This is a genomic window from Variovorax paradoxus EPS (assembly GCF_000184745.1).
Taxonomy (GTDB): domain Bacteria; phylum Pseudomonadota; class Gammaproteobacteria; order Burkholderiales; family Burkholderiaceae_C; genus Variovorax; species Variovorax paradoxus_C.
Genome location: NC_014931.1, coordinates 746,978 through 768,351, shown reverse-complemented (window position 1 = coordinate 768,351; position 21,374 = coordinate 746,978). Strand labels below are relative to the sequence as shown.

18 protein-coding genes are annotated in these 21,374 nt (G+C 61.0%); 16 read left to right on the top strand and 2 right to left on the bottom strand.

The window, feature by feature from the left end; genetic code table 11:
- Positions 1 to 318: 318 nt before the first annotated feature.
- From VARPA_RS03385 to VARPA_RS03370, 4 genes are all read left to right on the top strand, one after another.
- On the top strand, positions 319 to 696 hold the full coding sequence (locus VARPA_RS03385; protein ID WP_013539142.1) for a hypothetical protein: 378 nt from the start codon (positions 319 to 321) through the stop codon (positions 694 to 696).
- Between the two features lie 42 nt (positions 697 to 738).
- Positions 739 to 1,176 (top strand): PPC domain-containing DNA-binding protein, encoded by a 438-nt coding sequence (locus tag VARPA_RS03380; RefSeq protein ID WP_013539141.1) that lies wholly within the window; start codon positions 739 to 741, stop codon positions 1,174 to 1,176.
- 143 nt (positions 1,177 to 1,319) lie between these two features.
- Positions 1,320 to 1,631: a hypothetical protein gene (locus VARPA_RS03375; RefSeq protein WP_013539140.1), complete on the top strand. Its 312-nt coding sequence runs from the start codon at positions 1,320 to 1,322 to the stop codon at positions 1,629 to 1,631.
- Positions 1,632 to 1,724: 93 nt separating this feature from the next.
- Entirely contained in the window at positions 1,725 to 2,507 is a 783-nt protein-coding gene (locus VARPA_RS03370) for an exodeoxyribonuclease III (protein ID WP_041943239.1), read from the top strand.
- Between the two features lie 70 nt (positions 2,508 to 2,577).
- Here VARPA_RS03370 and VARPA_RS03365 read toward each other — a convergent pair whose 3' ends face one another.
- The gene (locus VARPA_RS03365) at positions 2,578 to 2,775 is read right to left on the bottom strand and encodes a hypothetical protein (RefSeq protein ID WP_013539138.1); all 198 of its coding nucleotides are present in this window, start codon (positions 2,773 to 2,775) and stop codon (positions 2,578 to 2,580) included.
- Positions 2,776 to 2,952: 177 nt separating this feature from the next.
- On the opposite strand from VARPA_RS03365, the gene VARPA_RS03360 reads away from it, so the two are divergent.
- From VARPA_RS03360 to VARPA_RS03320, 9 genes are all read left to right on the top strand, one after another.
- Positions 2,953 to 3,189: a hypothetical protein gene (locus VARPA_RS03360; RefSeq protein WP_013539137.1), complete on the top strand. Its 237-nt coding sequence runs from the start codon at positions 2,953 to 2,955 to the stop codon at positions 3,187 to 3,189.
- Between the two features lie 334 nt (positions 3,190 to 3,523).
- The gene (locus tag VARPA_RS03355; RefSeq protein ID WP_013539136.1) at positions 3,524 to 4,810 is read left to right on the top strand and encodes a tyrosine-type recombinase/integrase; all 1,287 of its coding nucleotides are present in this window, start codon (positions 3,524 to 3,526) and stop codon (positions 4,808 to 4,810) included.
- Between the two features lie 270 nt (positions 4,811 to 5,080).
- Entirely contained in the window at positions 5,081 to 5,443 is a 363-nt protein-coding gene (locus VARPA_RS03350) for a hypothetical protein (RefSeq protein WP_013539135.1), read from the top strand.
- Positions 5,444 to 5,504: 61 nt separating this feature from the next.
- Positions 5,505 to 5,795: a helix-turn-helix transcriptional regulator gene (locus VARPA_RS03345; protein WP_013539134.1), complete on the top strand. Its 291-nt coding sequence runs from the start codon at positions 5,505 to 5,507 to the stop codon at positions 5,793 to 5,795.
- Between the two features lie 5 nt (positions 5,796 to 5,800).
- A complete protein-coding gene (locus VARPA_RS03340; protein ID WP_013539133.1) occupies positions 5,801 to 6,772 on the top strand; it encodes a hypothetical protein in 972 nt (323 codons plus the stop codon).
- A 71-nt stretch (positions 6,773 to 6,843) separates the two neighbouring features.
- Complete coding sequence (locus VARPA_RS03335) at positions 6,844 to 7,110, top strand: helix-turn-helix transcriptional regulator (protein ID WP_234974929.1); 267 nt, start codon at positions 6,844 to 6,846, stop codon at positions 7,108 to 7,110.
- A gap of 6 nt (positions 7,111 to 7,116) precedes the next feature.
- Positions 7,117 to 8,025, top strand: coding sequence for a hypothetical protein (locus tag VARPA_RS03330; protein WP_013539131.1), 909 nt, complete (start codon positions 7,117 to 7,119; stop codon positions 8,023 to 8,025).
- A gap of 584 nt (positions 8,026 to 8,609) precedes the next feature.
- Positions 8,610 to 9,776 carry a hypothetical protein gene (locus VARPA_RS03325; RefSeq protein WP_013539129.1) on the top strand — a complete coding sequence of 389 codons (1,167 nt, stop codon included), beginning with the start codon at positions 8,610 to 8,612 and terminating at the stop codon, positions 9,774 to 9,776.
- On the top strand, positions 9,773 to 12,166 hold the full coding sequence (locus VARPA_RS03320) for a hypothetical protein (RefSeq protein ID WP_013539128.1): 2,394 nt from the start codon (positions 9,773 to 9,775) through the stop codon (positions 12,164 to 12,166). Before VARPA_RS03325 ends, VARPA_RS03320 begins: the two co-directional genes overlap by 4 nt.
- Before the next feature lie 282 nt (positions 12,167 to 12,448).
- Here the strand turns inward: VARPA_RS03320 and VARPA_RS03315 are convergent, their stop codons facing one another.
- Positions 12,449 to 16,666, bottom strand: a complete 4,218-nt coding sequence (locus VARPA_RS03315; protein ID WP_013539127.1) for a B12-binding domain-containing radical SAM protein — start codon at positions 16,664 to 16,666, stop codon at positions 12,449 to 12,451.
- Between the two features lie 324 nt (positions 16,667 to 16,990).
- Here VARPA_RS03315 and VARPA_RS03310 point away from each other — a divergent pair, with 324 nt between their 5' ends.
- The 3 genes from VARPA_RS03310 to VARPA_RS03300 all read left to right on the top strand — a co-directional run bounded on the left by VARPA_RS03310 (position 16,991) and on the right by VARPA_RS03300 (position 20,970).
- Positions 16,991 to 18,253 (top strand): hypothetical protein, encoded by a 1,263-nt coding sequence (locus tag VARPA_RS03310; RefSeq protein WP_167330534.1) that lies wholly within the window; start codon positions 16,991 to 16,993, stop codon positions 18,251 to 18,253.
- On the top strand, positions 18,250 to 19,389 hold the full coding sequence (locus VARPA_RS03305; RefSeq protein WP_013539125.1) for a DUF3800 domain-containing protein: 1,140 nt from the start codon (positions 18,250 to 18,252) through the stop codon (positions 19,387 to 19,389). Before VARPA_RS03310 ends, VARPA_RS03305 begins: the two co-directional genes overlap by 4 nt.
- A gap of 426 nt (positions 19,390 to 19,815) precedes the next feature.
- Positions 19,816 to 20,970, top strand: coding sequence for an HNH endonuclease (locus VARPA_RS03300; RefSeq protein ID WP_013539124.1), 1,155 nt, complete (start codon positions 19,816 to 19,818; stop codon positions 20,968 to 20,970).
- The last annotated feature ends 404 nt before the right edge of the window (positions 20,971 to 21,374 follow it).

Genomic DNA, 21,374 nt, shown 5'->3' with positions numbered 1-21,374 from the left:
CGCTCGGTGGCGGATTGCGATTTTGCCCGCGTTGAGGAGGCGCCGAAACTCCCCATGCCGGTCGCCATCCTGGACGGCCGCTGTTCGCAAATGCGGCCTGTCGCGGCCTGTCGCTCCCCCTGATTCGTGCAGTTTCCGACTTGAATCCAGCCGTGGATGTAGGAGGTCACGCCGTGGCATTCGACGCCGGGAATGGCAACGCGGCCCCAGGCGCCGAGGCTGCGAATGCGCCCTGCGGTCACCGGTGAACAGCGCCTACATGTACAGGGACTTCCCGGTGAAACGGTGGACCGCATGCAAGAGCGAAGGAGTCGAACGATGTCTGCAGGGGCTTCAGTTACAGCGATGGCGTCGGCTGCCAAAGCCGCTTTGATGGCCGGTGCGCTGGCACTGGTTGCCGGGCTCGCCGCGGCGCAATCGCCGCAAGGACCGCAGCGCGCGCCAGCCGATGCGCCGGCAAGGCCAGGCGGCCAATCGGACTTCATCGTGAAGCCCCCCGCCGCGGTCGATCCCGCCCTCACCAAGCCCGCGCCTGCGGGAAAGGACCCCGGCCTGGTGAAGACACCACCCGCACATGTGCAGGACGCCGAACCGAACAGCGCCGGCGAGACGCCTGAAGCGCCCTCGGCACCGCCGCGGCGGGACGACTGCAAGGAGCCGTCCGCCGGGGATTGCAAGCAGAAACCCGCGCGCTGAACGCCGCGCACTCCCCGCCCAACCTCACAGGAACCCCTCGCCATGAAATCCAAGATCCTCAACACCAGCCCCGAGCGCACCATCGCGCTGGTCTTCGACAAGGGAGACGACGTCGTCTCCCTCCTGGAGAAATTCGCGGAGGACAACGCGCTCTCGGCCAGCCGCTTCAGCGCCATCGGCGCGCTGCGTGGCGCGGTGCTCGGCTACTTCGACTGGGAGCGGAAGGAGTACGAGCGGATTCCGGTCCAGGAGCAGGTCGAGGTGCTTTCCTTCAACGGTGACATCGCGCTCGACGGCGATCGGCCCAAGGTGCATGCGCACGCGGTGCTGGGCCGGCGCGATGGCAGCACGATCGGCGGCCACGTGCTCCAGGCCACCGTGCAGCCGACGCTCGAGGTGCTGCTGATCGAGTCGCCCGGCTACCTGCGCAAGACCTGCAACCCCGAGACGGGGCTGGCCCTGATCGACATCGACGCCTGAGCAGGTGCCCGTTGGCCTGTCACGGGATGCGGGACGGCGTATTCCGGCGCACCTTGAAGGCGGCCGCCTACAAATGGTTGCCGGAAGGCTTCTAGATTCCATGTCGCCGCGCGCAGATAGATAGACACCACTGAAGGAAACCGATGGCCGAAGACCCCGCCCCTGCTGCATTCGTCGCCTGGATGGCAGCAGAAACCGCCGCCTACACGGCCATTCACCAACTTCACCAGCGCACGCAAGGCGGGCGCCTGGGCATTCCGGACGCCCGCATCGAGCAGATCGCCAGGCTGCGCAAGGAGGCGGACGTTCATTTCGCCGGCCTGTGGGGCGCGCTCGGCGCAACAGCGCAGCCCACCGTGGCCGCACCACCGGTGCAGCGCGAGCGCAGGCGGCGTCCGGCCTTCGAGCTTCGCTCGCGAGCGCCTGCCGAGCCGATCGAGAACCGCGTCGGGTAAGCACCGGCCACATGGCCGGAACTGCCGGGACCAAAGGGCGGACGATTTCAAGCGCTCATTTGTCGCGCCCTCCTATCCCTCGGCATGCCCCTGATGAAGATCGCCACATTCAACGTCAACGGCATCAACAGCCGCCTCGCCCGCCTGCTCGAATGGCTCGATGAATCGAAGCCCGACGTCGCCTGCCTGCAGGAACTCAAGTCTCCCGATGCCGCCCTGCCGGTCGATGCGATCCGCGGTGCGGGATACGGCATCGTCGCGCACGGGCAGCGTGCATGGAACGGTGTCGCCATCCTCGCGCGCGGACGGGAGCCGATCGACACCGGGCGCGGCCTGCCGGGCATGGAAGCCGACACGCAGAGCCGGTACATCGAGGCGGTGGTCGGCGGCGTGCTGGTCGGCTGCCTCTACCTGCCCAACGGCAATCCGCAGCCGGGGCCGAAGTTCGACTACAAGCTGCAGTGGTTCGAAGCCTTCAACCGGCATGCGAAGAAGCTCTTTTCGAGCGGCATGCCCGTCGTGCTGGCCGGCGACTACAACGTCGTACCGACCGATGCCGACATCTACAACCCGGCCTCGTGGCGCGACGACGCACTGCTGCAGCCCGAAAGCCGCGCGGCGTTCGCGCAACTGCTGAAACAAGGCTGGACCGATGCAATTCGCGCGACACATCCCGACCGCGTGCCCTTCACCTTCTGGACGTACTGGCGCAACCGCTATCCGCGCGACGCCGGACTTCGCATCGACCATCTGCTGCTGAACGCCGAACTTGCGCCGATGCTTCGCAGCGCCGGCGTGGACCGCGACGTGCGCGGGCGCACCGGTGCGAGCGACCACGCGCCGGCGTGGATCGAACTCGACATTTCCGGCGCGTAGACCCGCCACCGCAGCGCTCCGGGCGGCATGCGGTTGCGCACGCCGGCGCTGGTGCTCGGCCCGAGGTATTTCAGGCTGCGCGATCTGCTGGGAGTCGCTGGCGGCCGTCGCGCGCCATGTCGATCGCGCCTTCGGCAAACGCCACGAGTTCGTCGGTGAGCGGAGCACCCGGGGCCAGCACGCCGACGCGCTCGGCCAGCGCCTGCAGGCGCGCGCGCAGCGAGTCGGCTTTCTCTGGAACGGGGATGTCGAAATCCGGTTGTGCCATGGGGCATCTCCTGTGAAGTGACGGGGCGAAGCACTCGCGATCCGGTGCTTGCCGTTCGCTTCCAACGCTAGGCGCGGGTGCCGCCGCACATGTAGAAGACAACCGCATCCCAACGGCGGCGCGCTCCTACAGTTCGCCCCGCAGGTCGCTCGAATGCTGGCTCAAAGGAGATCGGCAATGAACAACCCACCCACCAACACCCATCGCGAAACCCACCGCGACGAACACCGCGAGCGCCGGGAAACAAGCGACGACCGCGACAACCGCCGCGTGTTCGCCTGGGGCGCGAGCGCCGCGGTACTCATCTTCCTCGGCGCGCTGGCGTATTTCTATGCAGTGGACAAGCGCGGCGAGGCACCGTCCCCGCCGCCGGCCGCGCAGAGCCAGAGCGCGCCGCAGCCTGCGAAGCAGTAGGTGTGCCCACTTCAACTTCCGGTCGGCACTGCGGAAGTCGCCTATGCCCCGAATCGGAAGTCATGAAAGCAGCTCTTGCTCTTCACGGCGAGCCTTTCAATTTGCTCGGACCATGTCCGATATTTCGGCCGGGATCTGATATCGCGAAACTGTCGAAATACCAGCATGGGAGCAAAAACGAAAAAGGCGCTACAGCTTTGATAGCTATAGCGCCTTACGAATTTGGTGGCCTGGGGCTCCGTCGAAAGATGCCTCGGAGGCCGCGCCAGCTCTAGAATTTTGTTCGGGTGTGAATCTGAGTTCCTGCATCACTTACTGCACCCGAAAAACTGTTATGCCAAGAAATCTAATCGGTTCCGACACCTCTCTCCGATCCATCAAACCCGGCGATCCGCGCAGGCGCATTTCCGACGGCGATGGCCTCTACATCCTGCTCTTCGTGAACGGCGGCGCCCACGGATGGCGCTTCGACTACAGCATCGCCGGCAAGCGCAAAACGCTCTCGCTCGGCACCTACCCCACCATCGGTATCGGCCTGGCCCGCGAGCGAGCTGAGGACGCGCGCAGGAAGGTGGCCCAAGGCATAGACCCCAGCGAGGCCAGAAAGGCCGTCCGTGCTGCGCATGTCCAGGCCCGTGAAGCTGCGACACGCGCCGAGGCCGGCCTGCCTGTGCTCGACAGCTTCGAGCATGTCGCGCGCGAGTGGTACGAGGTGCGCCGCGCCGACTGGGCCGACAGCTACGGCGTCAAGATCATCGGGCGGCTGGAGAACGACGTGTTCCCCTACATCGGCAAGCGCCCCATTGCGCAGATCGACCCGCCCGAGCTGCTGACGGTCATCCGTCGCATCGAGTCTCGCGGCGTGGTTGAGACTGCACACCGCGCGCTGGAGAACTGCGGCCAGGTCTTCCGCTTCGCCGTCGCTACAGGCCGCGCGACGAGCAATCCGGCCCGCGACCTGAAGGACGCGTTGCGCAAGCCGCTCGTGCAGCACTTCCCGGCCATCACCGACCCCAAGCGCCTGGGCGAGCTGTTGCGCGCCTGCGATGGCTACAAGGGGACGCACGTTGTGCGGACTGCACTGAAGCTGGCCCCCATGATCTTGCTGCGTCCGGGCGAGCTGCGGCACGCGAAGTGGGAAGAGATCGACCTCGACGCCGGGCTGTGGACCGTGCCCGCGGCGCGCATGAAGCGAAAGAAGGTCGGCAAGCTGCATGGCGCACCGCACCTGGTGCCGTTGTCGACGCAGGCTGTTGAGGCTTTGCGCGATCTGTACCCGCTGACCGGACGCAGCGCCTATGTGTTCACGGGAGAGCGCAGCCACGAACGTCCCATGAGCGATGCAGCCATCAACGCCGCACTGCGCGCAATGGGCTTCGGCAAAGACGAAGTGACAGCCCATGGCTTTCGAGCGACCGCGCGCACCATCCTGGCGGAGCGCCTCAACGTCGACGAATCGGTGATCGAGGCGCAGCTAGCCCACGCCGTCAAAGACAGTCTCGGCCGCGCCTACAACCGCACAGAGTTTCGCGTGGAACGTTTTTCGATGATGCAGAAATGGGCCGACTACCTCGATGAACTGCGCCGAGGTGCCGACGTGGTGAAGCTGCGCGCGGCTTGACGGGAACAGCCGAGAGCGCTTAAAGTTCTCTCGCCTCGTGATGAGCGAGGTCGGGTTTGGAAGCCCGCTGCAATCCTGCGACGAAAGCCGCAGTCACCGCACATGGTCTGCGGCTTTTTCGTTCGCGCTCCATTTTTGGCGGCTCGAATGGGAGGGCGCGAGCCCTGCCGGTTTCCGCAAGGATTGCCCGGTCTTCCAACCCGTTCGAGCTGCCGCCCTCTTTTGGAAGAGAGGACGGCGGTTGTAGCAAACCGCAATCCTTGGAGGCCCATGGCCGAATCTTCTAACGCTGGCGCCGACGCCGGCTGCTCGTTCGCGAGCTATCGTCCCACCGCTCAATTCAAGCCCTTCGAATGGGTTCGAGGGGACGGGCTCAGCCCTCCGCAGCAACGGCTCGCCGAATTTCTGAACGATGCGCGCGACGTGGTGCAAGGCACCCACATGCTCGCCCAACTGCTTTCCTGGGACGAAGACCGGCGCGAAGCGGCTTGTTCCGACGCAAGCCCTGCGCCCTTCTTCAACGCATGCCACCGCGGCGCGCTGGAACGGCTCATGTCGGTTTCGCTGGGACTTCTTGGCGCTCAGATCGAGCGCCAATGCGAGGTGCTGGACAGCGCACGCCGCCATGGATGAGGAGCCGGTGATGACATCTTGGGCCTCCTCAATGTCACCTCCTCTGGGTGATCCTCCTCCCATGTTCACTTCCGAAACCGTCCGCATGGAGTCGCCCACCCCTCTCAAAGTCGCGCCAGGCGACTGCTTTCTCAGGATTCAAGAGGTCGAGCGCCGCGTGTGTCTGAAGAAGAGCGCGATCTACGCGCGCATGGCAACCGGCGCATTCCCGCGAAGCATCTCGCTGGGCCGTCGATGCACGGTGTGGCTGAAGTCTTCCATCGACGGATGGATCGACGAGCAGATCGAGAGGGCCAACAACCTGGCCGTCTTGCCCGCAGCCCGTGGCGCAAATCAAGCTTCGAGGGGTTGAGCGCCATGGCGGACATGCATTGGTTCCGGTGGCATCACGGGACGGTCACCGATCCGAAATTCGGGTTGATCGCGAAGAAGGCGGGCACGTCTGTGGCCGAGGTCATCGCGATCTGGGCCACCTTGCTGGAGGCGGCCAGCGCGTCCGAGGAGCGCGGCCACCCGGGCACACCGGACTTCGAGGCCATCGACTTTGCTCTCGGTGTGGATGAGGGCACCACCGCGCGCGTGTACGGGCTCATGCAAGACCGGGCCTTGATCGACAGCGACACAGGGCGCCTTGCCGCATGGGAAAGGCGACAGCCCAAACGCGAACGCGATGACGACAACGGCACTGAACGAAAGCGCCGTCAGCGTGAACGCGAAGGGGCAAGCGTGACGGTTGTTGTCCCGCCAAGTCACACCGAATCGATCAATGTCACGCCATGTCACGCCACGTCCCGCCAAGTCACACCCAGAGGAGAGGAGAGGAGAAGAGATAAGAAAACACCCCCCTACCCCCCGCAAGCGGGGGAAGTGGGGGGCGAAGAATCGAAAAACTCCACGAAAGCGGAAACCGTCTGCCGGGCAATCAGGGCCAAGGGAGTGACCGATGTGAGCCCGTCGCATCCGAAGCTGCGCGCGCTGATCGACAAAGGCGTCGGCGTGGAGACCTTCGTGAACGCCGCCGAGATTTGCACCAAGGCGCGCCCCGTCAAGGGCGTGGAATACCTGCTTGGCATCGTGGAGCGCCAGTTGCGGGAGGCTGCGGACATTGGCGAGCGACCGGGTATGCCGAAAGCTGCCTGGGACCAAAGCCGGGCCAGCATCGAGGCCAAGGCCGAAGCGCTTGGCATCGGGCGGTGGCGAGAGTTCAACCTCGGTCCCGATCGCGAGCACTGGCCGGCGTACTTGCGGCGCGTCAAGGAGGCGGCCAAGCGTGAAGCGAGCGGACCTCAAGACCGCTGCGCAGCCGATCTGGAAATGGTGTCGAGGTGACATCGCGTGCCTTGTCGATGTCAGCTTTGCTGCGCGATCCTCGCTCCATGTTCAATTCCGAAACTGTCCACATGCAAGCCCCACCCGTCCTCAAAGCAGCGCCAGGAGATCGCTTTCTCCGCATCCAGGAGGTCGAGCGCCGCGTGTGTCTGAAGAAGAGCGCGATCTACGCGCGCATGTCGGCCGGGAAATTTCCGCGCAGCGTGTCCTTGGGTCGCCGATGCACCGTGTGGCTCAAGTCGTCTATCGACGCATGGATCGTCGAGCAGGTCGACTCTGCGAATGGCGCCCATGTGCGGTCCCCCAAGCTCACCGAGACGCAGGCATCGGAGGTCTGACGCGTCATGGCGGATATGCATTGGTTCAGATGGCATCACGGGACGGTCACCGATCCGAAGCTCGGGTTGATCGCCAAGAAGGCTGGCGTGTCCATGGCGCAGGTGATCGCCATCTGGGTCCATCTGCTGGAGGCGGCGAGCACGTCCGAGGACCGAGGCAATCCCGGGGTGCCGGATTTCGAATCGATGGACTTTTACCTCGAGGTGGAGGAAGGTGTCGCGCAGCGGGTCTACGGACTCATGCAGGACAAAGGGCTGATCGCCAAAGACACCGGCCGTCTGGTGGCTTGGGAGCGGCGTCAGCCCAAGAGGGAGCGCGAAGACGAGGGAGGCGCGGAAAGAAAACGTCGGCAGCGGGAGCGCGAGACTGGGAATGCGGCCAATGGTGGCGAAGCCTCTCGCAGTCATCGAGGCCCGTCTATCGCTGCATCCACAGTTGAGGGGGAGAGCGAGGCGGAAGGAACGACGCCGGACGCGATGGCCAGTGCAGAGCGTGAAGCCCGGACGTCAAAGAAAGTGGCTGCTGTTTGCAAGGCCATCCGGGCAAAGGGCGTGACTGACGTGAACCCGTCGGATCCGAAGTTGCGCGATCTGGTCGAGGCAGGTGTCGGCGTGGAGATCTTTGAGGGGGCCGCGGAGGTCTGCGTCAAGGCAAGTCCGCCGAAAGGGATGGCATACCTGCTTGGCATCGTGAAGCGCCTGGTGCGGGAAGCAGAGGAGATCGGCGCGAGTCCAGATTTTTCTGATGTTGCGTGGGACCAGACGCGCAGCGGCATCGATGCGAAGGCGTGCTCCCTCGGCCTCACTGCATGGGACGAAGCGGCGTTCTCGGTAGGGCAAGGCGAGAGCTATCTCGCGTTCACCGCACGGGTCAAGCGCGCCGCTGAGAAAGCAGCGGAGACCGAATGCGCGTGAGTGAGGGCTTCAATAGCGGCGGCCTCGCGAGCGTGCTGTTGCGGCTCAACGAGGTGTCGGGCGGGCAGACCAACGGCACGGGTCCTTCCGCAGAGGTATGCGTTACGGGTAATTCGAACCCCGAGTGTGGACTGTTCGGCGAGCCGCCTAAGGGGGTTAAGTGAAGATGGAATGGCGCAACCATTAGCAGTCGTGCAAGGTGCACCTGGACATCAACTCCCACATCTCACAACATCGAGGTAAGGGGCAACGCCATTGGGGACGCATCCATGTGGCCAGAGTTGACATAGATTCCTGCGGACGAGTCGCTTCATTCGGGTGAGCCCCGATGGCGCCTATGAGACCTAGGTGTGCCATGAAATCATCACCAGTCGGCAGGCCGCGGCGATCATCCCGACACGCAGCAACCTCAAGTCCTGAACGGATGCAAGGCTGAACAAAAGCGGGAAACGAGATCTTGAGAGCGCCGCGCCATCGTTGCGAATCGCCAAGGCTCCATGGCAACGGACATCCGGCGCTGTCGAGTACTATCCTCGTAGAAGAACGAGAACGCGCAAACCCAACTCCGATCCCAGGCACATCGAATGAGCGTCACGCAAGAATTTCGGCTTCAAGGCATCGACTCTTTAGAGGAGATCGAGGCTGGGCTCACAATGGTGCTTGCCCGCCGAAACTACGACCTTGCGGTGCATGCCAGCGCGTTGAGCAAACGGCGAGGTCCGCTCAGGGATGCGGCGTACTTGCAGCTCTTGCTCACATGGGCTCGCTTGAGCCCAGATTCAAATCTTCGTCTGCTGTCTAACGCTTCGACCGAAGTCATTCCAGTGCTGAGAGAAGCATGCGATTACTCCGTCGGCATCGCGGCGATCGCAACTGCGGGCGGCATTCGGGTGAGCGACACGCAAATTCCTAGGCCGATTGCATTGGCCCTTGGAGCCCCTCGTGTTGATGCGGCATTCCATGGGGAGTACGACGAGCTAATCAAGGGACGCCAAATCGATCTGCTGTGCGTTAGTGGCGCAGAGCGTCAGTATCTGAAGCCGTTGTTCGACTCGCCGTCCCCCAGCGGAGTGAAGAGCAAGTTTGGACTGAAGACGACGGTCAAGGCCTTGGCGGCCAAAGCCGCTCCAACCGCCGAGTTGGACGACCAGACGGTTTCTGCGCTCGCGCTTTTGACGCACGAGTTGTTCGAGAACACGCAGGACCATGCAACCCATCAGCTCGACGGAACCGCCTATCGACGCCACGTCGAGTTATTGATCGCCGGATGGGCGGTCATATCCGACGCCGAGTCGCAGAACGACTTGCTCGTCAACGAGTCTTTGCGCGACTACTGGGCGGCTCTAGCGGCCATCCAGCCGCAGCAAAGGCAGGTGCAGGGGCTGTGCTTCAGTTTCCTCGACTCGGGCCCCGGCATGGCTGCCCGACTCGCCGGAAAGGAATACTTCGACATCCCCTTGGACGAGGAGCGGGATGCACTGCGTACCTGTCTTCGCATGCACGTGACTTCCAAGCGTGAGCACGGCACGGGTGGTGGCCTGCGCGCTGTTCTGAGCGAAGTCGCCCAGGCTTTCGGTTTCGTCCGGGTGCGCTCGGGACGGCAGGCAATTTTTCGCAGTTTTGCGCCAGGCGTCGATCACGGTGATGTATGCGAGAACTTTGAAGACTGGTTTGGCAGTGAACGAAAGCTCCAGCGTGTCACAGGCACGCTAATCACCGTGTTCATTCCGGTCCCACGGTTTGCCGAATGAAGCGCAGCCTCTCTTTTCGCCAGCGAACAGTATGTCTTGCCTCGGGCCAGACCATCGACGTCCTCACTATTTTCTTTGGCCGAGCTGCACTCGATATCAACGTAGTAGACGACGCGCTGCAGGACGCGCTCAAAACCGATGATCCGCTGCCTGACGCAGTCGCACTGGTGTCCTTCGGCGCACACACTGAGGCGTTGATCAAAGCATGGCAAGGTAGCGCGCTGCGCGCCGAGGGCCTGAAGCAACGAGGCAGAACTGAAGCGGTAGACTATCTCAAGGAATTGTCCATCTGGAGTTTTTCAGATGGTGTTTTTCGAAAGCAGCATCGGAGCGCGGACTCCCGCTCTGACTTTCTGCTCGACGTGGCGATGCTCGTACGGCGAGGACTCGAGGATCTGGTCGAACTGCACGGCGCCTTCCAAGAGGCTCCACCGGGCCATGTCTTTCGGCACCCGTCCAAGCGGGAGTCCAGCCAATTCCTGCTGGCCAGCGAACTCCTGAAGGACGAAACAGACGCGTACTTTGTAGCTCTGGCCGTTTGCGCTGTGGCCTGGCCACGACTGCGCTCCACTCGCACCGTTCACATCGACACGATGGGCATCTATGCTGTGGCCAGAGCTATGGAGGACATAGTGTTGTCCAGCGGACCGGCACCACATGTCGCATGGGAAATCGATAGCTTCCACTCCCATGGTGGCGTGAGCGGGCTGTACAGCATCGTCGGATCCACGGAGGTGGTACTGATTAGCGCGTCGACTTCCGGTTCGATGGCCAAACAGCTAGCCGAGGCCAAGGTCCCCGAGGAGGCAATCATCACGATCCTGGACATGTCTGACCAGGATCGGCACGGCAGCGTTGTGTACGCGCGAGATCGCGAGAGCAAGACACCGGCGCCGAGTAACGTTTCCAGCCAGGGCACCTCGGTGATCGAACTGGCCGGCGAATATTTTGCAGCTCGAGGGAAAAAGCCACGTTCGGTCGTGCTGACCAAAATGCACAAACGCGGCGAGCTCGATACGCTGCTTGCGAACTTCAGTCACGCGCAGGCATGCAGCCTGAACAAGCAGCGTTCCCAAGACTCGCCTGCAGTGGACCTGGTGGGCCTTGATGAAAACGCAGTTGCGGGCAACCCTGCCTTAGTCAAGTGGCTCGTTGAAGAAGTGCGCCTGAAAACGCCCGTGAGCGTGACGCACGTGATATTCGTCGGTGGCAACGGTGCGAAAACCGTTGCGGAGTTGGCCGCAGCCCAGATCTCGACCTGTACAGGTAGGAACCCGCTCGTGCTCGCCGCCGATAATGTGTTGAGCCTGCGGCCAGACGCCGTCAAGGGGGTGCTCGTTTGCGCGCCCATAGTCGGCAACGGTCACGCCTTGCGCTCGCTTGCGCGTGACCTTAGAGAGATGGTCCCCGACGCGAGCCGCCATTTCATTGTCGGCATCGCGCTACCGAGCACCTCGGATGCCTGGAACCGGCTAAGCTTGTTTTTGACCCAGTCAGGCAACAAGGATCGTCCCTACGCTCTTTCGCGCTGGTCGGTACTGCCGACGGGCGCCGAACCCGGCCGCGGCGCGGCATGGCTTCGCGCTGACAAGCTGATGCAGCGCGCAGAACGTCTCTGCCACGTTCCAGGATCGCCCTGGGAAAAGAGCATGGTCGATGCGTCACTGCCACTGGTCAGCAGCGCGTTGGAAGAGGCGGCAAGAACCTTCCTGCGTACGCCGAACAATCAGGCCCTGAAACTGACCAACGGCTTCGTCTACTGGACGCCGCGGCCGGGAGAACTGGATGCTTGCGATGCTGCCGCCGCGAGCTTCGTATCAATGAGCTCTGCTGTGCAATATGCGCGCGAATTCGCGCAGCCCTCGCTGAGGCTGTTTTCTTCGATCCACGAGACGGTTGTCCTCGATCCGGAGAACTTCTTGCGCTTCAATGATGGGGTGCTCCAAGCCAGCCTGCTGAGGGCGGCCCTGCCGCACGAACTCGACTATTCCGGCGCTGCTGAACTCAGCGAGATGATTCGGGAATTCCTGGAGAAAATCTTCATCAATCACGAGCGCAGTTACGGCGAGGCAGCCCTGGAGTTCGCATTTGCACTTGCCTCGGGACATCTTCGTCTGAGCGGCAAGGACAAGGATCTCCTGATCTACAAGACATCTCAGGCAGTTACCGCAACCAGCCCGTTGCTCGGCCTACTGTATTGCTGGTGGGTTAACACCCAGCCGGCCGAGGAAATGCAGAGGCTGCTTTCGCAAGCACAGGCCGCGCTGCTGAATGGAGTTATGACCGAGGTGCAACCAGGAGCGCAAATTGATGCCGGCCCAGCGGCGCCAACGTACGTTGCTCCGATTGACGCCGCGTCGACTGACACAACGGCTGCGCCCGCGTCCTAATCGGGCAGCGACAACGGCCGTGACCGCTGCTTTGGGCGGAATGCGGGGGGATCCGAACTCTCGAGGCTCAGACTGTGGAGTAGCTTTTTTCGATGGTCACACCTAAGACGCTTGAAATTGCTGAGGGAAACTTGCTTCCGTTCTCGTGCTGCACCACCCAAATGTTCCGGGGGAATAGCTTCTGCCTTGTATCCGTCGACGGCTTAGTGTTGTCTGACGTGCCTGTCGAGATGTAGGGCTAGCAACATCCGCTCTCGGCCGCAACGTACTACATTCTGTTGCCTAGTAGCCTGCGGCTACCAACGCTCTGAAGTCGGACACGAACTCTGGCCGCAGGTAGAACTTTCGATAGGCCTTTTCAACTAGGCCAAAGAATTCGTCGGGTTGACTCCACGTGACGCTCTGCAGCACGGCACCAGCGGGACCATCTTCCGCGTGATAGTCGTTGTACTTCACAAGATCCTCAAAGCGGAAGCCGATGCCGGCCAGCTTCTGATAGGTTCTACGCTCAGCAGCGCTGGCGGGTATTCGAAGGCCGGTACGCCGCATCACTTGGGCCGGGGCTGCATCGCTCGCCGATTCAGAAAACGCCTCGTCCCATCTCGGCATCATCTGTTCATACTCGAGCAAGCTGGAGGTTGAAGCGGCGCCGACGCCATGGTCCTTGCGCAGTTGCTCTCGCGCTGGGACGAAATCCTTGTACAGCGCAAAGTATGCAAGCGTGGCGCCGCAGCTGACTGCGAAGGAGATCGTCGCCTCGGTGGACGCGGCGGTCTCCTTCTTGCCGCCAATGATGAAGTAGGCCTTGCTGAAAATCCCCGCGTCACGAAGGCGTCGAAACAAACGCGCGATCGCGTCGTTCGAGAACTCACGGCCACCGGCCTTAATCGAATGTCGTCTTGCCGCGACGCCCGATTCCACGCCAAAGGCCAGCATGTTGCAGCCTGCCTCAGTCAGCACGCGCACGAGCCCTCCCGCTTCGCCGAGCAACTCGTATGCCGCGAAATCCTCAAGCCTGAAGATTCCGCGCCAGGTGAGGTTGCCATCCATCTCGTCACGAATCTGCTTCAAGCCGCTCAAGAACTGCACCGCCCATGTCTTGCCTGCTTCTCGCTTGACGCCACCGGCGTTGTGAGGCGATGCAATCTGCGGGAACAGGTTGTCGTCGATGAATTGAATTCTGAGACTGGCGTATTTTGTTGCGAGTTGTCGCACTTCCTGCAGCACAGATTCAACATCGCGCCGCTCTTCACCACCGCTCAGCTCGCGACGTTCTGTGCAAAAGCTGCAATTCCAATCGCAGCCTTTTGACATCACGATGTGAGCCTCGTGCACGCGCCCGCGCAGAGCGCGCGTCCACCCAGGCTCGTACTGGCCTATGGGCCCGGTGTACAGCCGGCGGTCCAACTGTACTTTCATCCAACCGAGATCCTCCCTAGTTGCGTTCTTGACGTCATTGATCGGAGCCGCGGGATCGACATCCCGACGCGTAACGAGTGTGCTGTGGGTATTGGCCACGATGCCGTTACTGATCGGCCATGGGTCCGTTGTCTTGAGTGCGTCCACCAGCCGTTGGAGGTTACTTATCGCGTCATCGGAAACCGCAAAATCCCAGTTTCCGAGGTCGTCTTGATCCAGCGCTGAATACCGCCAGCCATCAAGATTTGCCGCCGGTCCGCCGACTACGAGCATTGGCCGCTGTGTCGCACCGCGGATGTCCTTAAGCAGCCGCTGTGTGGCACGAACAGTGCTGAAAACTGTGGTGAAGCCAACCAGGTCAAATGTCTTCGCTAATAGCGTCACTTTTTCTGCGAGGTCGGGGTAGCGATGGCAGTCGACCAGATGTACATCGTGCCCTTTTTGAGACAGATGGGTTGCCAGTAGGCCCAGGCCTAACGGCGGTGTGCTGGTCTTCGATGCGGCCCGCCCCCTGGTAGGATCTACCGAGATGGGCGGCAACACGAGCAGCACGCGCTTGAAGACCTCTCCTGCACGAGATTGGATACCTTTGACTTCCGGGTGCATTGGTCGCATCAGGACACTGTCCTCCTGCCCGACAACGGGTCCCATCAACTCCCGCGACCTTGGAAAATCTTCCAGCGTGAACCTTGCCACCTGAGCAATCGCCACAGTCGGCGTGGCGTACTCGTCCAAGTAGTGGCTCAAGAATTCACGCGCCAGCCAGGGATGGGCGTCACCCGTGATGACGGCGGTGTCTACGATCCTGCCGAGGTTGGTCCGCAGGGCCTTGATGCCACCTGCGCCCTCCTCCATCGCTTCGAGCCGAGCACGAAGGATGGGGGAAAAAGCCAAGTCGAGCGCCGCCCAACGGATCGCCTCTTCCTCGTCGCCCGCCATCGCTTCTAGCACCGCGAGAACATTGCGGCTCGACAACGTGACGGTCATCATCGCCGCCGCCAATCGCTTGTCGCCGCGCCACGAGCCTGTGATGGCGTAGCTCGGACCGAGCCGCTTGACGAATCCAATTGGCTGGTCGATGGACTGCCGCGTAAGGTCCGGCTTCAGGCTGGACAGCGCGAGCGCGGTCGATGCGAGACTCGGTGACTCCTCGAGCAGTTGGCTGAAATCGAAGAGTCGGTTCAGAGCCCTTGCGCATCGAGCCTTTTCGGCGTCGAAATCGGCGTTGCCATCCATGGGCATCAGTCGACACAGCGACGGGTATACCGTTGACAAGCGAGCCAGCCGGACGAGCAGCGGTCGATCACCGGCCAGGCCTCTGATCAACGGCGCGAGAAACGAAGTCGCCTGCTCGTCGGACCTGCCGTCGAACTCCGGCGCAAAACGGGACACATAGAACAGCAACTCTCGGCGCAAGAATCCATCACCGAAGATCGCCCCGCGCAAGCCGCTTGGTAACAGCGCAGTGAACTCACTGAACGATATTGCTACCCTTGAAGCAGCCGCGAGGTAACGCCAGCACAGGTCAAGAAACACCGTGTCGACGATGGGCAAACTCCCTTGCTCGGGTCTTGTATGAACCGCGGCTGCGATCGCTCCACCGATCACCAGCAGGTCTTTCCTAAGCATCGCGCGCTCGCTCAGCTTGGCCTTTCCACCGCGGTCGCTGAACAGGTTCAATGCTGAACATGCCAATGTCCACTTGGTTTGAACTAGGCCCGATTGGCAGGCCGCAAGCGCCTCAAGGACCATATCGGCGTTCGCCACGCCTTCACTGCTTCCGGAGGCAATGTCGGCTGCCCTCTGACGCTGCCACCAGTCCTCCGAGGTCGCCAATGGCCACTTGAGCGGCCCGACCAGCGTCGAGGCGCATCCTTCCCAGGTGAAGAGGCGCTTTATGTGGAGTGCGAGCGAGAGTGCTGCCGCCTTCCGCGCCGGGTAGTCGGCGATCACATTTCGAACCGCTCGCGATACTGCCTCGATATCCTGGGCGTTCGGCATGCCTGCTGGCGCCCCCCCAATTAGTTGGACAGATTCGATGCTAAGGAACTTCTCCTCGGGCAGTTGGCTTCGGAGCTCGGCTATGAGCAGCGCCAACCCCGACTGGCTGGAACAGACGAGCGGCACGCCTGCGCATATGGCCTCCCAGCCCGCCAAGCCGAATCCCTCGTGCCAAGAGGGCATCAATGCGACATCGCACTTAACCAAGTGCCGATGCACCTCGTCTTGGCGATCCGAAAACGGGATCGCCTCGATCTCGAAGGCAGCCCCCTGGCGTACTTCCTCCTCGAGAGCCTTTAGGAGGTCACCATCCTTCACCGGGTCGACCCCGCAGGCGTAGAAATGTCCGCGCGTTTGCCACCGGCCTGGCTGACTGGACATCCGTTCCAGACGGTAGGCGTCCAGCACCGCGCGCACACTCAGCACCCCGTTTTTGATCTGGTCGTCTTCCAGTCCTAGGCGACCACCGATGAAGAACGAGAGCGATGTTGCCTTTTCCGGCTGAGGTTCAATCACGGCGGCGCCTGGAGTCAAAGCGATCACCTTGTCGTCGAACTTGCTACGAGCGCCCCGAAAGCTGTGCGACAGCAGCGGCCCCACAGCAAACGCGTAGTCTGCACTGGCCACAATGGCGAGTTGGTTTAAGGACTTCTGATCGACTTCCGCCAGGCCCTGTCCCTTGCGTCGAGCGTACTCGTGATAGTCCATGTGGCTTACTACCGCGGATCTCACTGGGGTGCGCCCCATCTTGAGCTGCAGTTGCTTCGCGCAGTCGACGGCCATCTTGCCTGTGTGCAGATCGTGGCCAAGGATCAAGATCTCTTCCACATCTCGTGTGGGTCGGTGCTCGATTGCCGCGGAAACGACGCCGGTGATCGACTCGGCATTCCATTGGGGCGGTTTGATCAGCTTGACATTTGAGCCCGGTTCAACTGGTGGCTGCTCTTCAACGACGCAAATGCACTCGCTAGGCTTCGGGAGGATCTTGGCAAGGCCAGTCGCCAAGCCCGTGTTGAACACGTTGATGCCGCCCATGGCGCTACCCCAATGGGTGGCGATGCAAACCACGATGTAGGCCACGTTCCCCTCCTGAACTTGTTAGCCTTGTATTGTCGATGGCTTTGGAGCGCGGCCGGCGGATGGCTACACATGGCTCGAGCGTTTTCTGCATCGAACCGGCGAATCTACGAACAAGTGGCACCTGAGTCTGCTCAAGCGCGGCATGGTCAAGAGTTGAACAGCGAGGGGTTGCGTGAAATCATTACCCAATGGCAAGGTACGTTTCAGCTTTCATCGAATGGCCTCCGCATCCTTCGTCAGCGACCGTAGACCTTTTTTGGGAGGATGATTGTGTCGGAGTCAGTCACCCGGGAGCAGCTCTATGAGATGGTCTGGAGCGAAGCAATGCTGCAAGTGGCAAAGCGATTTGGAGTTTCATCCAGCTATATGGCTCGGGTATGCACTGACCTTCGCGTTCCTCGACCCGCCCGTGGATACTGGGCGAAACTGCAGCACGGGCAAATACTAGAACGCCCATCACTTCCAACGGCGCTACCTGGCGATGCCACGGTCTGGTCCAAAGGATTGCAGCTACCGACGTCGTATCCGTCGCTCATCCGGCCGCCTTCTTTGGAGGGCGCTCACCCAGGTCGCTCCAAGAAACTCGCGACAGAAGCGAAGCATGGCTTGGTTGCCGGAGTGCGCGAGCTCTATCTGAAGAGCCGCGCCAGCGAAGTGGGGCTATTGAGGCCCTACAAGCGACTGCTCGCAGACATTGTTGTGGGGGAGGGCCTCCTAGACGAAACGCTGGACTTTGCGAACAAATTCTTTGTTGCCCTGACGTCCCGTGGCCACCGTGTAGTCCTAGCGCCTCCGGACGCTCGGATGCGGCGCTCCGAAGTGGACGAGCGTGACGTGCCCAACAAGAATCGATTCCATCATCCCGTCTGGTCACCCGACCGCGTGACCGTTGTCTATATCAAGGGGATACCGATTGGTCTCACTATCTTCGAGCTTACAGAAGAGACTGAGATGATGTATGTCGATGGCAAGTACTTGCCTGTGAGGAAATTGACACCCGAGCAAGTTAGACGTTTCAAACCGCCGCGCTACTGGACCACCACGAAGAGTCAGATTTCCGGGCGGCGATGTCTTCAGGCCTATTGCCCGTACTGGCGAGTTAACTGGACGCGGCAGTGGCGGGAGACGAAAAATGGGCAGCTTCCCGGCCTCATCAAAGAAATCATCCGCGAGCTAGAGGGCGTCGCACCAGAGCTACAAGCAAAGCTGGAGGAGGCCGAACGGCAAGCAGAAATTGAGCGCGTAAGGTGGGATCAGGAACGAGAGCAGGCGAAGCTCGAAGCCGAGAGAGCATGGGTGGCGAAGATGAGGGCGGATGCGAGGATCGAGCTTTTGCGGGCGATAACATCTTGGGACGAAGCCCGACGCATCATGGATTTTTTTGAAGCTGTCGAACGCGAAGCCGAGCATATTGGCAACGAACAGCGAGCCTGGATGCTGGACCGGCTAGACAAGGCGCGACAGCTCGTTGGCAGCATCGACGGGCTCGAGGTATTGCGCCATTGGCGCGCTCCCGAGGAGCGGTGCGCTGCGACGCGCCCAGTGCCGCCCTCGGGACCCGAAGAACCTCCCGCGGAGAGTTCATGAGCAAGTCTTCAGCTCTCAATCTCGAACTCAACGAACGCACGGCAAGAGCACACATGGACTATTTCCTTGACGAGAGCGGCAGCAGCGGTGACCTAATACACACTGCGGCGAGTCTGGATTTCGGAGGGCAGCCTTTCTTCACTCTCGCTTGCGTCGGTATCCCGGACACGTCGAACCTGCATCGCGACATGGAGCAGCTGAGGCAGCAACATCGACTGCTCGCCGGTGAACTCAAAGCATCGGCGCTTCGCTCAAAGCCTGAACTCTTCGTAGATCTCGTTGAACTGGTGCGCGAGCGCGACTGGCCATGGTTCGTCGAAGTTGTCGACAAACGCTACTCCATTTGTGCAAACCTGGTGACATGGCAGTTGCTGCCGCCCCTTTACTCAACTGAGGAAGGGCCAGAATCGAGTTTCGTGCGAAACACGATGGCAGATTGCTTGTTCGCGCACGCCCCGCCCAACATCTTCTCTTTGTTCCTTGATGCATGCCGCAGCCCATCTGACGATTCGGTGCGACGGTCACTTCAGACGCTACAAATGATGCCCTGGCTTACTGGGGTCAGCGGCGATATCGCCAAGGCGATTCGGCACAGCGCTACGCAGAGTCTGGAGGATTTCGAAGAAATGCAGCTTGAGGATGCCCATGCTTACAAGCGATTCCTTCCCCCACCAGACGATAACAAGCGAGGCTTGCCTGTCTGGATGTTGCCCAATCTTGGCTCACTCACCCACATCTATGCCCGCATCAACCAGTCTCGCAAGCAAGACCTCAGCTCAGTTCGATTGATTCATGATGAGCAACACCATTTCGATGCCATCCTCTTCATTGCGAAACGTCAGGCAGAGGCAATGGCCGCTCAAGCGAACAAGGTGTACGCTCCCCACGCAGACTTTCGCTTTGTAGAAAGCGCGGAGCTGGTATTTGCACGCTCCCAAGATCACGTCGGCCTCCAGCTCGCAGACATGCTGGCCGGCTTTGTGATGCGATACATGCGTGACTACGCGTCGGGACGCTCTGTACAGCCATCGATTCATCGAGCATTCGAGGCTTTGCTGGAAATGGCAGATCCGGATCGCTCGATCGGAATGAACTTTGTGATCCCGACACAAGCTCACGCTGCGATGTTGCGGTAGCAGGCCTGAGAACGATCACCACGGCAAGCATTGGCAGATGCTCAGGATGGCTCGCGCGCTATATGCCTTCGAGAGGCGCCGCAGGTGAGCCATCCGGCTTGAATTGCTCGTTCACTTTTGAGCACGCGAAACGAAGGAGAGGCCGCTGTATGCCAACCGATGCACAGCTCGACCTCGTTACGCAAGCTCAACTAAGCAGATCGGCTTTCGGCTCGGTTGGAATCGCTTGATGGAGCCAATTTTCCGTGTCCTTATCTCTTCAAAAAGTAGAGGGGCCTTGAAGAAAACCACCAACAATTTGAGGATCTCAGCAACGAGATTCGAGTTCATGGGCTTGGTGTTCTGCCTGAATTCTCCAGTGCTCTGAGCCCGAAACCGCATGCCAGGTTGCGGCAGAATTGGGCCGACAACGATGGAGGAGCAACCATGGAAGAGGGATTCGACTGGGTTCCGTTCTACGAAGAATTAGCTAGGCATTTGCTGGCCTACCGCGACAGGCAACCCGAACTGGTTGCCATCTTGGCCGCAAGCGAAGTGAGAGGGCTGGCCGACCAGAGCCCGAAGAAGCACTCAATTCCACTCACTGAAATCGATCCGCTGACCTTCATCGCGCTAGTAAACAAGCAGTCTCCCGGTGAACGCGCGAAGATATTGAGCGTCTTCAAGGAGAAGTTCGGCATAAGCGCGCCGGTCCCGACGCAGTTTCTGGGGATCCCAAGCACCAACGCCCGGCAAAGCTGGCTCTTCCCCTACAAGTTTGAGCGAAGCGCCGGAGATGTTGGCAAGCTGTGGGATCTGTTCGAGGCCGTCATGTCGACGCAGCCGCTAACCGACAAGGTGATGGCAGCCGCGCAATCGGTCAAGTATGCGGGCCACGCGAAGTTGACACAGGCAATTTTTCGAGCAGCGCCAACCCGGTACTTTCCTGTCGATGGCCAGACCAGCCGCTACCTCTTTCGGCTGCAGATCCCCAGCCAGTTCCGCTCGGCCACGGAGTACCAGGCCATCTGCGATCGGGTTGCCAGAAACGATGCCAAACCGTTCTATGTACAGTCTTATCTAGCCTGGAAGCAAAACCGGAACCTGGCGCCCGCCGCAGAAGAACTTTACCAAAGCAAGGTACAGAAAGAGGCAGTCCGAGCCCAATCCATCGAGGATAAACCAGGCGGCGAGCCGATTCCCCCACTCAAAAAGACGGCACCTTCTACTGAAGGCTATCAGCGCAACCCTCGCGTGGCGGGTAATGCGCTGGCCAATGCCGACTACAAATGTGAGATTGATTCCAGTCACCAAACCTTCACCGCGCATGCAGGTGAAAAGCCCTATCTAGAGGCTCATCACCTCATCCCGTTCAGCAACCAGCGCTTCTTCAACGTCTCTTTAGACGTAATGGCCAACGTGGTGGCCCTGTGCCCCAACTGCCATCGGCTGCTGCATCATGGCACAACGAAAGAGAAGTCTAAACACATCCGGGCCTTATTGGCCAAGCGCGCGGAACGGCTCGAGGAAAAGGAACTGGGTATCAGCAACGCTGAATTGCTGAAGCTCTATAGCCGCGAATTGTTAGAAGAGGATGCCTGAAAGGCCCTCCTTCGGTACTTCGGAACTGCGACATCCGAGTTAGTGCAGACCTCGTGATAAGAAAACTCGGCACCCGCGGTTTCCGCATCCATCGTGACCTGCTTTGGATTTGGACTCTAGGTTTTACGCGCAGGTCCGTGGTCTCCCCGCCGTTCGATTTCGCCAGCTAGGGACCAACGTCGAAAGCATCACGCCCGGGTCGATTGGTCAGAGCGCCGCCGCCTTCCCCAGTGACTACGCAAGGGGGCCGTGCTGTCCTTCGCTCCATGAGGCTCGAGGACCGTTTGGCAGCGAAACCTGTTGTTCGACAGGTCAACGACGATCAACTGTCTCCAGTTTGACCGCCCCTTCCGGGGGCCTTTCTGGCCGGCCGTTACGCAAGCTTTGATTGCCACGCAATGCTC

Excerpts from the sequence above, each read along its gene's own strand:
- VARPA_RS03385 (WP_013539142.1), top strand. The coding sequence starts at position 319 with ATGTCTGCAGGGGCTTCAGTTACAGCGATGGCGTCGGCTGCCAAAGCC.
- VARPA_RS03380 (WP_013539141.1), top strand. The coding sequence starts at position 739 with ATGAAATCCAAGATCCTCAACACCAGCCCCGAGCGCACCATCGCGCTG.
- VARPA_RS03375 (WP_013539140.1), top strand. The coding sequence starts at position 1,320 with ATGGCCGAAGACCCCGCCCCTGCTGCATTCGTCGCCTGGATGGCAGCA.
- VARPA_RS03370 (WP_041943239.1), top strand. The coding sequence starts at position 1,725 with ATGAAGATCGCCACATTCAACGTCAACGGCATCAACAGCCGCCTCGCC.
- VARPA_RS03365 (WP_013539138.1), bottom strand. The coding sequence starts at position 2,775 with ATGGCACAACCGGATTTCGACATCCCCGTTCCAGAGAAAGCCGACTCG.
- VARPA_RS03360 (WP_013539137.1), top strand. The coding sequence starts at position 2,953 with ATGAACAACCCACCCACCAACACCCATCGCGAAACCCACCGCGACGAA.
- VARPA_RS03355 (WP_013539136.1), top strand. The coding sequence starts at position 3,524 with ATGCCAAGAAATCTAATCGGTTCCGACACCTCTCTCCGATCCATCAAA.
- VARPA_RS03350 (WP_013539135.1), top strand. The coding sequence starts at position 5,081 with ATGGCCGAATCTTCTAACGCTGGCGCCGACGCCGGCTGCTCGTTCGCG.
- VARPA_RS03345 (WP_013539134.1), top strand. The coding sequence starts at position 5,505 with ATGTTCACTTCCGAAACCGTCCGCATGGAGTCGCCCACCCCTCTCAAA.
- VARPA_RS03340 (WP_013539133.1), top strand. The coding sequence starts at position 5,801 with ATGGCGGACATGCATTGGTTCCGGTGGCATCACGGGACGGTCACCGAT.
- VARPA_RS03335 (WP_234974929.1), top strand. The coding sequence starts at position 6,844 with ATGCAAGCCCCACCCGTCCTCAAAGCAGCGCCAGGAGATCGCTTTCTC.
- VARPA_RS03330 (WP_013539131.1), top strand. The coding sequence starts at position 7,117 with ATGGCGGATATGCATTGGTTCAGATGGCATCACGGGACGGTCACCGAT.
- VARPA_RS03325 (WP_013539129.1), top strand. The coding sequence starts at position 8,610 with ATGAGCGTCACGCAAGAATTTCGGCTTCAAGGCATCGACTCTTTAGAG.
- VARPA_RS03320 (WP_013539128.1), top strand. The coding sequence starts at position 9,773 with ATGAAGCGCAGCCTCTCTTTTCGCCAGCGAACAGTATGTCTTGCCTCG.
- VARPA_RS03310 (WP_167330534.1), top strand. The coding sequence starts at position 16,991 with ATGCTGCAAGTGGCAAAGCGATTTGGAGTTTCATCCAGCTATATGGCT.
- VARPA_RS03305 (WP_013539125.1), top strand. The coding sequence starts at position 18,250 with ATGAGCAAGTCTTCAGCTCTCAATCTCGAACTCAACGAACGCACGGCA.
- VARPA_RS03300 (WP_013539124.1), top strand. The coding sequence starts at position 19,816 with ATGGAAGAGGGATTCGACTGGGTTCCGTTCTACGAAGAATTAGCTAGG.